The organism is Amycolatopsis sp. FBCC-B4732, assembly GCF_023008405.1.
GTDB lineage: Bacteria > Actinomycetota > Actinomycetes > Mycobacteriales > Pseudonocardiaceae > Amycolatopsis > Amycolatopsis pretoriensis_A.
The window spans coordinates 10,138,496-10,150,364 of record NZ_CP095376.1 but is presented as its reverse complement, the minus strand read 5'-3'; the positions used below and the strand labels follow the sequence as shown (position 1 = coordinate 10,150,364).

The following is an 11,869-nucleotide window of genomic DNA, read 5'->3' as shown; positions in this document are numbered from 1 at the left end:
TTCCCGGCGAAACCCGCTGGACGGGTGCTGAGCGACGCCGACAGGTTGGGGTGATGCCGACCGAAGCCGCCGCGCTCGCCGACGAACTCCTGGACGCGCTGGGCACCTGGACGCCGTTCGAAGCGACCTTCACCGGCGTTCCCGGGCACGACACCGAACTGCCCGATCCGAGCGAGGCCGGCCACGAACGGCTACGCGCCAAGGCCGCCGGATCCTCGCCCGAGCTCGGGCGTCGGCCGATCCGGACCGCGTGACGCTCGGCGTCGTCGTCCAGCAGGCGGAGGGCTTGCTCGCGCAGCTCGGCGCGAACGTCGTGGAGTTCACCCTCGCCGACCCGATGTTCGCGACCGGCATGACGCCGCTTTCCTTCCTGCCGCAGCTCGAACAAGCCGAAGACGACTTCCTCGCCCGGCTGGCCGCGTTCCCGGCGTGCTACGAAGCCCTCGCCGAACGCCAGCGCACCGGGCTGGGCGCCGGGCGGTCGCCCGTGGACCGCATGGCGCACCGCGCGGTCGGCTTCCTCGACCGTTTCCTCGAGCAAGAGAAACCGTTCCCGCACCCGCTGACCGGGCTGATCGCCGAGACCGGCTGGTGGCCGGGGCGGTCCGGCCCGCGCTCGCCCGGTACCGCGAGTTCGTCGCGACCGAACTGGCCGGGCACGGCCGCCCCGGGATCTGCGGGCTGGACGACGGCGACGCGCACTACGCCGCCCTGGCGCGCACGCACACGACCACCGACCACTCGCCCGGAGAACTGCACCGGCTCGGCCTGGACCTCCTCGCCGGGCTCGAGACCGAGTACGCCGAACTCGGCCGCCGCGTGTTCGGGCTGACCGACCCGGCCGCGGTGCGCCGCCGGCTGCGGACCGACGAAACCCTCCGCTGGCGCGACGCCGACGAAATGCTCGAAGCCGCCCGCGCCGCTGTCGCGCGGGCGGCCGCCGCCGCACCGGCGTGGTTCCCGCGGGTGCCGTCGGCCGGCTGCGTGGTCCGGCCGGTGCCGGCCGCGGACGCGCCGGTCGCGGCCGCGGCGTACTACCTGCCGCCCGCCGACGACGGTTCCCGTCCGGGCGTCTACTACACCAACACCCACGAGGTGCGCGAACGGGACCGGTTCATCGCCGAGACCGTGGCGTTCCACGAAGCCGTGCCGGGCCACCACTTCGCGGAATCGCTGGCGCAGGAGCTCACCGGGCTGCCGCGGCTGCGCCGGGTCGCGCTGATCACCGCCTTCCACGAAGGCTGGGCGCTCTACAGCGAACGCCTCGCCGACGAGATGGGCTTGTTCTCCGGTGACCTCATGCGGCTCGGCATGGTGGCCGAAGACTCGGTCCGCGCCGCCCGGCTGGTGGCCGACACGGGCCTGCACTCCCGGCGCTGGACCCGCGAGCAGTGCGTCGAGTTCCTCCGCGCGCACACCGTGCTGAGCGAAGCCGAGGTGCAGTCCGAAAGAGACCGGTACATCGAGTGCCCGGGCCAGGCACTGGCCTACACGACCGGGCGGCTGGAGATCGAACGCCTGCGCCGGTTCGCGTCACGGGCCCTCGGTGCCGCGTTCCCTCAAGGACTTCCACGGCGTCGTGCTGGGCAGCGGTCCCCTGCCGCTGAAAGTCCTGGGTGAAGTGGTCTGTGCCTGGGTCGCTCAGTGCTGCATGCCGTAGGACTTCTGGCACGGGTAGCCGTCGTTCGTCGCCGACCAGCTCGCCGGGTAGCCGTTCTGCGCCCACGCCGCGTAGGCCTGTGCGTAGCTGTACCCCCTCGCGCGCAGCCACTGGCACGGGGTCTGCCCGGCCGACGGCGTGATCGCGATCCACGACTGGGCGTTGATCCAGCCCGGCTGGGCGTACCACTGGCTCGTCGCGGCGACGCCCACCGGGGCCGCGGTCACCGTCTGCGGCGGGGGCACGTAGACGGTCTGCGGCACCGGCGCGGTCACCGTCGGCGTGCTCGGCGCGGTGACCGTCGCCGTCGAAACCGGTGCCTGGGAGGCGCTTCCGGCGATCGTGCGCGGCAACCCGCACGACGCCAACGCGAGCACGGCGGAAAGCGCCGCGACTGTCCGAAGTGTACGCATGGCGGTTCTCATCCCGTCCTGGTCATGTGACTCCCGACGATGACGCCGCCGGAAACGGTGTATGTGCCGGAGAAAGTGCGGGTCGTGCCGTCGGTCTGGGCCGCCGACAGGACGACGTAGACGGTGCTGCCGCGGATGTCGGTGACGGTCAGCGTGTCCCACGCCGTCGTCGCGAAACCGCCCGCGTACTTGGTGTACCCGCCGCCGCCCGCGATGCGGCTGCCGCCGAGAGACCACGCCGTGGCGAAGTCACGCCGGTTGATCGCGTCGTAGTACGCGATCACTGTGGCCGCCGCCCCCGGGTTTTCCCGTGGTGGCAACGAAACCGGCGGCTGGACGTACACCGGTGCGGGCACCGCGACCGTCGCGGTGCTGGTGACCGGTGCCTGGGGCACCACCGTGACCGGCACGGGCACGCCGGTCACCGGGATCCCGCACGCGGTCGCACCCAGCAGCACCAGGGCGGCCACGGCGATTCTGGTCGCGTTCACGGCCATCACCTTCTTCCGTGTCCGCTCCCTGGAATCGGGCGGCCGGCGGGATCCGCAACGGATCCGGCGAACCGCGACGCAAGCGTTATCCCGACAACTCTTGACGGGAAATGTCGTACGCGGTCATCGCGGCGGTCAGGTGGCGGGCGTCCGCGGGCCGCGTCGCGTCGTAGCCGGTGATCAGCTGGATGCGTCCGAGGCGGTAGGTGAGCGTGTTGCGGTGGATGTTCAACGCGGTCGCCGCCTCACCGCGGTTGTAACCCGAAATCACGAACGCACGCAGGGCGTCGATCAGGTGCGGGTGATCTTCGAGCGGCAGCAGGACGGCGGCGAGCGCTTCCCGCGCCGGGCTCGGCCGGGCCAGCTGGTACTCGATCGCCAGGTCCGCCAAGCGGTACAGCCGGGGCGCCCGGCGCAGGCTCTCCGCCAGCCCGAGGACTTCGCCGGCTTCGGCGTGCGCGGCCGGGATGTCCGCGAGCGTCCGCGCGTGGGCGGCCGCGGCGGTGCACGGGCGCCCGCAGACGCGGTCGACCCGTGCCGCGACGGCGTCGGCCGCGACCCCGGCGGGGACCAGGAGCACGCCACCGTCCCCTTTGAACGTCACCAGCACGCCGGGCTGGGTGTCCAAATCGGACCGAACCGCGCGGAAGAGGTCCGTCGCCGCGCGGGAACCCGCCGAAGCGGGCAGTGAAGGCAGGTGGAAGACGACGACGTCGTAGCTCTCGGCCAGGTCGATCCGGCGCACCGGACGGCCGGCGAGCAGGCTCGCCGCCAGGTTCTGGCGGTCCTCGCGCCGCTCCCAGTCGAGGTCGTCGCGCTCCTTCAGGTACGCCTCCGCCACCCGGGGCATCACCTCGCCGAGGAAGTCCAGCATCCGCGCGCCGAGCAGCGCGCGGTCGCCGGCCGCCAGGTCCCAGGCGACGCTCGCGGCCAGCGGGTAGATCTTCAGCACGGCGTCCAGCGGCAGGCCGTCGCGGGCCCGCTCGGCACCCCACGCGATCGGCAGCGCCAGCTCCGGCGCGGTCGGCCGGCGATCCTCGGCGACCGTCGTCAGGAACAGCTCGAACACCGCCCGCGCGTTGGCGACCAGGTCGCCTTCCAGCACGCTCGCCGGCAGCAGCCGGTACGCGGGGATCTCGGCGGCGCACTTCGCGATCATCGCGGCCGCGATCTCCCCCGCTCGCGGGAACAGCGCGTCGACGGCGTCCATGCCCGGCATTGTCACCGTGCACAAACGGCCAGGGCAAGTTTCTGCGCGTTTTGCCAGCAGACAGCGTTGATCAAGGAGCGCATGCTGTGCATGACAACCAGACGAAGGGACTTCGCAATGGCGCGGGGAACGAAACGATGGCTGGCCGCGATCGGCCTGGCGGGCGCACTGGCGCTGAGCGCGGCGGTCCCGGCCCAGGCGGCCGCGGCCGGGGGCAACAACGACTTCGCGTGCCGTCCGGGCGCCGCCCACCCGAACCCGGTCGTGCTGCTCCACGGCACCTTCGCCACCTACTACGAGGACCTGAACTTCCTCCAGGCCGACCTGGCTGCCCGCGGCTACTGCACGTTCTCCCTGACCTACGGCGCCTACCCCCAGTTCCCCTTCGTCGGCGGCCTCAAGCCGGTCGCGGAGTCGTCACTGGAGATCAAGAACTTCGTCGAGCGCGTCCGCGCGGCCACCGGCGCGGCGAAGGTCGACGTCGTCGGGCACTCCGAAGGCGGCCTCCAGTCGATCTACCTGGCCAAGATGCAGGGCATCCAGAGCGAGATCGGCAAGGTCGTCGCGATCGCCCCGCCGACGCACGGCGCCAACGCGTCCGGCCTGCTGACGCTGGCCTACACGCTGCTGGGCAAGAGCACGTGGGACACGATCGTGAAGACGATCGGCCTGCCGATCTTCGCCGACGAGCTGGACGGCGGCGCGGCGATCGTCGCCCTCAACACCGGCCCGGTCGCCCAGCCCGGCATCGACTACACGGTGATCACCTCCCGCTACGACGAGCTGGTGACCCCGACGGAGACGTCGTTCATCCGCGAGCCGGGCGTCCACAACCGCTACGTCCAGGACTCGTGCCCCTTCGACCCGGTCGGCCACATCGGCGAGGCGTACGACCTGAACGTCTGGCACCTGGTCCGCAACGCCCTCGACCCGGCTCACGCCACCCCGATCAAGGTCTGCGCGGTGGGTTCCCCGGGCTGAGTCAGCCCGTCGGCAAGCCGATCCGGTCGCGCTCGAGGCTCGCGCGCAGCCGGGACACGGCCTGGACGGCGGTGTCGTCGAAGGCGTCGCCGACCAGCTCGGTCAGCACCTCGGTGAAGGTCCGGCCGGCCGCCTCGGTCAGGCTCGCGCCTTCGGCGGTCAGCACCAGCAGGGACGACCGGCGGTCGGCCGGGTTCGGCTGCCGGGCGATCCACCCGTGCCGTTCCAGGCGGTCGATGCCCTTGCTGGTCGCGCCGATGCCGATGGCGAACTCGGCGGCCAGGTCGGCTACCCGGGCGCCGGGGTGTTCGCGCAGGTGGCGCAGGAATTCGTACTGCGAGGTGACGATTCCGTGCCGCTCGCGCAGCCGGTCGTTGAGCGCGTTGTAGAGGCGCGTCTCACAGCGGACGAGGTCGGAGAAGAAGACGTAGGGGTCCCCCGATTTAGATGCCACGGAATATACTGTAGCGGCATCTAAATCGGAGGACGACGATGAGCAAGGACCAACGCGCGAAGATCGACGCGATGCTGCGCGCACCGGCACCCGAGGGGCCGCGATCGGTCGAGGAGATCCGGTCGGGGTTCGCGGCGCTGATGGCCACGATGATCGTGCCGAAGGACATCCGGACCGCGGAAGCCACGCTCGGCGGCCGCCGGGCCCTGCGGGTCGAGCCGGCCGGCGGGCCGCGTCCCGGGACGATCCTGTACTTCCACGGCGGTTCGTTCGTGTTCGGCTCGCCCGAGACCGCGCTCTCGCTGACCGGGAACCTGGTGGCCAGGACCGGGTTCCCGGCGCTCTCGCCGGACTACCGGCTGGCGCCGGAGCACCCGTTCCCGGCCGCGAGCGACGACTCGCTCGAGGCCTACCGGGCGCTGCTCGAAAGCGGCGAGGACCCGTCGGCCGTCGCGTTCGCCGGGGATTCCGCCGGCGGTGGCCTCGCGGTCACGACCTGCCTGCGCGCCCGCGCCGCCGGCCTCCCGCTGCCGGCGGCGATCGTGGCCTTCTCCCCCGGGCTCGACGGCACCCGGACCGGCGAAAGCATGCGGACGAAGGCGGCCGCCGACCCGATCCTGACGCGCGAGGGCCTGGACCGCACGGGCGCGATGTACTTCGCGGGCCAGGACCCGCGCCAGGAGCTGATCAGCCCCGCGGTGCTGGCCGACCTGACCGGCTTCCCGCCGATGCTGCTCCAGGTGGGCACCAACGAACTGCTCCTGGACGACTCGACGCGCCTGGCCGCCCGCGCGCGAGCCGCCGGGGTGGACGTCGTCCTCGACGTCACCGCCGACGTCCCGCACGTGTTCCAGTGCTTCGCCGGGGTCTTGGACGAGGCCGATCAGGCCCTCGACCGCGCCGCCCTCTTCCTGACCCAGCACCTCCCGGGCTAGGCGAGGCCGATCGCGAAGACGTGCAGGTCGCGGTCCGAAGGCAGGGTCACCGAGGCGATCGTCTTGCCGGCCGGGGCGTCGAACGGCGCGGTCGCGTACACCGACGCCCCGCCGCCTTGGCCGCCCGGCTGGTTGCGGTGGTCCGCGCGGGCCACCAGCGTGTTGCCGAACACCGGGTCCGTGCCGCCGCCCGGGAAGACCCAGTCGCCGAAGGACAGGTCCGCGGTCGCGGTCGTGCCGTCGGTGAACGTCACCGTCGCCGACCCCCGGTGGTCGCCGTTCGAGGCCGTGCCGATGAACGACAGGCGGGTTCCGGACACCTGGACGACCTGCCCGGCCGCCGCCGCGTTGTCGGGACGTCCGGCCGGCGCCGCGGGCCAGGTGAACGTCGTGCCGGACACCGACGCCGGCTTGCCGCCGACCAGGCCGGCCGCGGCCAGCGCCTGCCGCGAGAGGCTGTTGCCGGCGCCGTCGATGTCCGCCGAACCGGCGTCACCGTCGTCGGAGATGCCCACGTTCGCGTACGCGGCCGCCAGGCCGCCCGGAGGCGCGACCAGCACGATCACCGAAGTCTTGCTCCCGCCGACGGTCACCGGCACCTGGTAGTACCCCTCGGCCGTCCCGGCGGCCACCGCCACGCTCAGCTTCGCCGTACCGCTCCCGGTCCGGTCGTCGAGCCGGACCTGCCGCGGCCCGGTCACCGACAGCCCGGCCGGCGCCCGCGTGGACACGTCCAGCGCCCGCTCACGCCCGGCGAGCCGCTGCCCGCTGACCGTGAACTCGCCGCTGGTCCCCGGCGCGACGGCGACCTGGTTGGTCACCGACGTCAGGTACGGCCGCTCACCGTCCCGATAGGACGGTGGCACCGAGTTCGACGCCCAGCGCTTGTCCGGAGTGGACACCAGCGAGAAGTCCAGCCGCCCGCCGTCCCGCACGGTGTTCGCGGGCAAGGACGTCCGGTTCCAGTCACGGCCGTTCAAGGAAAGCGAATGGACGTACGTCGCCGGCGCCTGCGGCGCCCGGATGTCGAGCGTCCGCCCGGACGGCAGCGACAGCACCGCCCGCTCGAACAGCGGGCTGTGCACGACCAGGTCCGGCGTCCCCGGCGTGGCCGGGTAGATGCCGAGCGCGGCCCAGACGTACCACGACGACTGCGCGCCGAGGTCGTCGTTGCCCGGCTCGCCGTCCGGGGTCGCGCTGAACAGCGTCGTCGCGATCTCGCGGACCACCTGCTGAGTCTTCCACGGCTGCCCGACGTGGTTGTACAGCCACGGGACGCCGAAGTCGGGCTCGTTGCCCGCCCACATGTACGGCTCGTTGGGGCCGACGTTCAGCTTCTGGAAGAACGTGTCCAACCGGGACGACACCGCGGCCGGGCCGCCCATCGCCGTCACCAGGCCGGCCGGGTCCTGCGGCACCAGCCACGTGTACTGCGCCGCGTTGCCCTCGTCGAACCCGTCCTGGCCGAACTTGCCGGGCGGCGGCGGGACGTACGCCGGACCGTCCGGGAAGCGCCCGTCCTGCCCGCGCGGCTGGAGGTGGCCGGTGAGCGGGTTGAAGAGGTTCTGCCAGTTCTGCCCGCGTTTCGTGAACTCGCGCGCGACGTCGCGGTCACCGATGCCCTGCGCGAACTGCGCGATCGCGAAGTCGTCGATCGCCCACTCCAGGGTGATCGACGCGCCGACGCGGGCGTGGTCGCCGCGGGAAGCGTCGTTGTTCGGCAGGTACCCGCGGGCCACGTAGTCCGCGATGCCCCGCCGTTCCTGGTACGCCCCAGGCGTTCCGTCCACCGAAGTCGCACCCTTGACCAGGTACTTCAGCGCCGTCTTGACGTCGAAGTCCCGCGCGCCGAACGCGTACAGGTTCGAAATCAGCGCGACCGAGCTGTCGCCGGTCATCTGCCCGGTGTAGTCGTTCGCCATCGGCCAGCGCGGCCACCAGCCGCCCTGGACGGCGTCGTTCGTCAGCGACTGAGCCATGTCGCCGGCTTCCTTCGGGAAGAGCATGGCGTGCAGGGGCGCGAGCGAGCGGTAGGTGTCCCAGTCGGAGAAGTTCGCGTACTGGTGGCGCCCCTTCGGCAAGGTCCGGATCTGGTCGTCGAAGCCGATGTACCGGCCGTCGGCGTCGTCGAACGTGTTGGGGTGCAGCAGCGAGTGGTACAGCGAGGTGTAGAACGTCTTGAGCTGCGCGGTGTCGCGGCCCGCGACGCGGATCTTCCCCAGCGCCTGGGTCCACTTGTCGCGAGTGGACTTCCGGACCGCGCCGAAGTCCCAGCCGGGGACTTCCGCGGCCGCGTTGGCCTTCGCGCCGTCGACGCCCACATAGGACATCGCCACCTTCGCGTGCACCGTGCCCGAGCCGAACGTCAGGTAAGCGCCCGCCCGCGGCGAGTCGACGCTGTCGGTGCCCGGTTTCACCGACGAGCCGTCCCACGTGCCGTGCGCGGTGAACGGCTGGTCGAACGTGATGTCGTAGAAGACCGTGTACTTGTTCGGCTTGCCGCAGAAGTTGCCGGTGGTCGCCGACCCGCTCACCTCGCGGTCACCGGTGACCTTCAGGGTGGCGGCGGAGTTCCCCGCCAGGCTGGCACCGCCCTTGACGAGCACCTGCGGCGTCGAGCCGGCCGGGTAGGTGAACGTCGCGAGCCCGGTGCGGGTCGTGGCGGTCAGCTCGGCCCGGACGTTCGAGTCGGCCAGCGTCACGGCGTAGTAGCCCGGCTCGGCCTGCTCACCGTCGTGGCCGAAGTGCTCGGTCCGGTCCCAGGGCGCGCTGCCGACGTCGCCGGTGACCGGCAGGATCGGCACGTCCCCGAACGCGTTGCAGCCGACCGAGGCGTGGTCGAGGCTGAAACCTCGGATCTGATCGGAGTGGTACTGGTAGCCGGCGTACGCGCCCTGGGTGTCCGGCGAGAACTGCATCATCCCGAACGGCGCCGCCGGGCCGGGGAAGTTGTTGATTTCGCCGACCGAGCTCCCGCCGCGACCGGTCCCGATCAAGGTGTCGACGTAGGCCGCCGGGTCCCCGACCAGCGGTGACAACGTTGTCGGCGTCGCCGCAGCGACCGCGGGCACCCCGATCACCGCCGTCGCGACCAGCGCCGCCATGAACCTGTACCGCACCCGGTGCCTCCCAGAGCCGACAGCCTTGTCATCCGACCTTTGCCTGCGCCGCACCTCCGGGTCAACACTTTGACAAAGACCTGGCTCGTGCCCTCAACGTATGAAGATCCGGTCAGGATCGGGTGGTGGCCGTGTCAGGGCGCCTAACCTCGACGCGGTGTGCGCACGTGTACTGGTCGCCGAGGACGACGAGAAGCAGGCCGAGGTCCTCCGGCTCTACCTCGAAAGCGAGGGCCACACCGTCGTGCTGGCCCCGGACGGCCGGGCGGCCCTCGACGAAGCCCGCCGCGAACGGCCCGACCTGCTGGTCCTCGACGTGATGATGCCGAAGGTCGACGGCCTCGACGTCTGCCGGATCCTGCGGCAGGAGTCCGACGTGGCGGTGCTGATGCTCACCGCCCGCGCCACCGAGGACGACCTGCTGCTCGGCCTCGACCTCGGCGCGGACGACTACCTGACCAAGCCGTACAGCCCGCGCGAGCTGATGGCCCGGGTCCGCACGCTGCTGCGGCGGACCGCCGGCCGGCGGGAACCACCGGACCCGGCGTTGCGGGCCGGCGCGCTGCGGCTCGACCCGGTCCGGCACGAGGTGTCGGTCGGCGGCCGCGCGGTGGAGACCACCCCGGGCGAGTTCCAGCTGCTCGAGACGCTGATCCGGCAGCCGGGCCGGGTCTTCACCCGCCGCCAGCTGCTGGAGCTGACCCGCGGCGACGACCGGTTCGTCAGCACCCGGATCATCGACGTCCACGTGCTCAACCTGCGCAAGAAGCTCGAGCCCGACCCGCAGAAGCCGGTCTACCTGCGGACCGTGTTCGGCGTGGGCTACAAGCTGACGGCGGAACATGACGCGTAGCTTCCCCCGGCGGCGCAGCCTCGTCGTCCGGCTCACCGGCGTCTCGCTGCTCATCGCGCTCGCCTCGATCGCCGCGACCGCGTGGCTCGCGGTGCAGACCACCACGCGCGCGATCCAGCAGGAGCAGGGCCAGGCGCTCTCCGGCGACGCGACGATCTACACCGAGCTGCTCGGCTACGCGGCGGCCAACCACACGTGGGGCCAGGTCGGCCCGCGGCTGAAAGCGCTGTCCGAGCAGACCGGCCGCCGGATCGTGCTGACCACCCTCGACCGGCACGTCCTCGGCGACTCCGGCGGCACCCCGGTCACGCTGCCGGTCAAGGCGACCGCGTCGGTCGACCCGCTGCACGTCGACCCGGTGCTGCTGCCGCAGGCCGGCACGAGCGGGATCGACCCGCGGGCGGCCGGCCCGTTCCGGCTGCCGCAGTCCGAACGCGACGAGCTCGCCGCCGTGGCCCGGAAGGCCACCGCCTGCCTCGCCATGGTCGGCCTTCCCAGCCAGGTGCGGGAGTCGCCGAGCGGGCGGGCGCAGCTCACCGGGCTGGACCCGCTGTCCGCTCGCTACTTCGCTTCGAAGTGCGGCCTGTACGAGCTGGCCGCGCCGACGCCGACCGAGGAAAGCGCGCTCCGCAGCCTCGACGAAACCGTGAACCGCTGCCTGCGGAGCCAGGGCGCGGACCCGGTGAAACTGGGCCTCGACCTGGAGGTCCTCGACGTCCCCGACCAGCGGCCGACCCAGGGCTGCCTCGACTCGGCCCGCCGCGAGCAGCTGACGCCGTTCGTCGCGCCGCCCGCGTTGCTGTTCACGCTCGGCCCGGGCGGGTCGCAGCTGCCGACGTTCACGCTGTCCCGGGAGAACCTGACCCGGATCCTCGCGGTGACCGGCGGCGTGCTGGTGCTGGCCGTCGCGCTCACGGTGCTGGTGGCGACCCGGCTGTCCCGCCCGCTGCGGGCGCTGACCGAAGCGGCGCAACAGGACCGCCCGGCGCCGGTCAAGTCCCGCGACGAAGTGGGGTACCTCGCGACCGCGTTCAACGACCTCACCGCGCGGCGGGAGCGCATCGAGGAGCTACGCAAGGCGATGGTCAGCGACATCGCGCACGAGCTGCGCAACCCGCTCAACGTCATCCGCGGCCGGCTGGAGGCCGCCGAGGACGGCCACCTGCCCTTCGACCACGCCCTGAGCGCGTCGCTGCTCGAGGAAACCGTGCTGCTGCAGCACATCGTCGACGACCTGCAGGACCTCGCCGCGGCCGACGCCGGGCAGCTCCGGCTGCACCCCGAGCCGCTCGACGCGGCCGAGCTGGCCGGGCACGTCGTCGTCGCGCAGGCCGACCGGGCCGCCGCGGCCGGTGTCGGGCTCACCGTCGAGGCCGCCGGCGACACCGCGCTGGCCGCCGATCCGGTGCGGCTGCGGCAGGTCGTCGGCAACCTGGTGACGAACGCGATCCGGCACACCCCCGCCGGCGGCCGGGTGACGATCCACGTTTCCTCCACTGTGGACGAAGTGGTGCTCGCCGTGGCGGACACCGGCACCGGGATCGCCGCCGCGGACCTGCCGCACGTGTTCGACCGGTTCTGGCGGGCCGAGAAGTCCCGCAGCCGCCAGACCGGCGGCAGCGGGCTCGGCCTCGCCATCGTGCGCCACCTCGTGCACGCCCACGGCGGCACGGTGACCGTCGAGTCCGAAGTGGACAGCGGATCGACGTTCACCGTCCACTTCCCCCGGGCGTAGCTTTCACGTGAAAGCTAC

11 protein-coding genes are annotated in these 11,869 nt (G+C 72.3%); 6 read left to right on the top strand and 5 right to left on the bottom strand.

All coding sequences use genetic code 11. The annotated features are described in order from the left end of the window. Positions 1-53 precede the first annotated feature (53 nt). Entirely contained in the window at positions 54-254 is a 201-nt protein-coding gene (locus MUY14_RS47185; protein WP_315863250.1) for a hypothetical protein, read from the top strand. A 337-nt stretch (positions 255-591) separates the two neighbouring features. Then, positions 592-1,620, top strand: coding sequence for a DUF885 domain-containing protein (locus tag MUY14_RS47180; RefSeq protein ID WP_315863249.1), 1,029 nt, complete (start codon positions 592-594; stop codon positions 1,618-1,620). Positions 1,621-1,641: 21 nt separating this feature from the next. On the opposite strand, the gene MUY14_RS46540 is transcribed toward MUY14_RS47180, so the two are convergent. The 3 genes from MUY14_RS46540 to MUY14_RS46530 all read right to left on the bottom strand — a co-directional run bounded on the left by MUY14_RS46540 (position 1,642) and on the right by MUY14_RS46530 (position 3,774). Next, complete coding sequence (locus tag MUY14_RS46540) at positions 1,642-2,073, bottom strand: hypothetical protein (RefSeq protein ID WP_247019501.1); 432 nt, start codon at positions 2,071-2,073, stop codon at positions 1,642-1,644. 8 nt (positions 2,074-2,081) lie between these two features. Continuing rightward, positions 2,082-2,570 (bottom strand): hypothetical protein, encoded by a 489-nt coding sequence (locus MUY14_RS46535; protein WP_247019499.1) that lies wholly within the window; start codon positions 2,568-2,570, stop codon positions 2,082-2,084. A 79-nt stretch (positions 2,571-2,649) separates the two neighbouring features. Then, positions 2,650-3,774: a CdaR family transcriptional regulator gene (locus MUY14_RS46530; RefSeq protein ID WP_247019497.1), complete on the bottom strand. Its 1,125-nt coding sequence runs from the start codon at positions 3,772-3,774 to the stop codon at positions 2,650-2,652. A 117-nt stretch (positions 3,775-3,891) separates the two neighbouring features. Here MUY14_RS46530 and MUY14_RS46525 point away from each other — a divergent pair, with 117 nt between their 5' ends. After that, a complete protein-coding gene (locus MUY14_RS46525) occupies positions 3,892-4,755 on the top strand; it encodes a triacylglycerol lipase (RefSeq protein ID WP_247019495.1) in 864 nt (287 codons plus the stop codon). 1 nt (position 4,756) lies between these two features. Here the strand turns inward: MUY14_RS46525 and MUY14_RS46520 are convergent, their stop codons facing one another. Further along, complete coding sequence (locus MUY14_RS46520; RefSeq protein ID WP_247019493.1) at positions 4,757-5,209, bottom strand: MarR family winged helix-turn-helix transcriptional regulator; 453 nt, start codon at positions 5,207-5,209, stop codon at positions 4,757-4,759. Positions 5,210-5,247: 38 nt separating this feature from the next. On the opposite strand from MUY14_RS46520, the gene MUY14_RS46515 reads away from it, so the two are divergent. After that, the gene (locus MUY14_RS46515) at positions 5,248-6,144 is read left to right on the top strand and encodes an alpha/beta hydrolase (protein WP_247019491.1); all 897 of its coding nucleotides are present in this window, start codon (positions 5,248-5,250) and stop codon (positions 6,142-6,144) included. Here the strand turns inward: MUY14_RS46515 and MUY14_RS46510 are convergent. Further along, a complete protein-coding gene (locus MUY14_RS46510; protein ID WP_247019489.1) occupies positions 6,141-9,263 on the bottom strand; it encodes a GH92 family glycosyl hydrolase in 3,123 nt (1,040 codons plus the stop codon). The two genes, MUY14_RS46515 and MUY14_RS46510, sit on opposite strands and share 4 nt — an antisense overlap. Before the next feature lie 157 nt (positions 9,264-9,420). On the opposite strand from MUY14_RS46510, the gene MUY14_RS46505 reads away from it, so the two are divergent. Both MUY14_RS46505 and MUY14_RS46500 read left to right on the top strand, forming a co-directional pair. Then, complete coding sequence (locus MUY14_RS46505) at positions 9,421-10,116, top strand: response regulator transcription factor (protein ID WP_247019488.1); 696 nt, start codon at positions 9,421-9,423, stop codon at positions 10,114-10,116. After that, complete coding sequence (locus tag MUY14_RS46500) at positions 10,106-11,851, top strand: cell wall metabolism sensor histidine kinase WalK (RefSeq protein ID WP_247019487.1); 1,746 nt, start codon at positions 10,106-10,108, stop codon at positions 11,849-11,851. Before MUY14_RS46505 ends, MUY14_RS46500 begins: the two co-directional genes overlap by 11 nt. Positions 11,852-11,869: the final 18 nt, after the last annotated feature.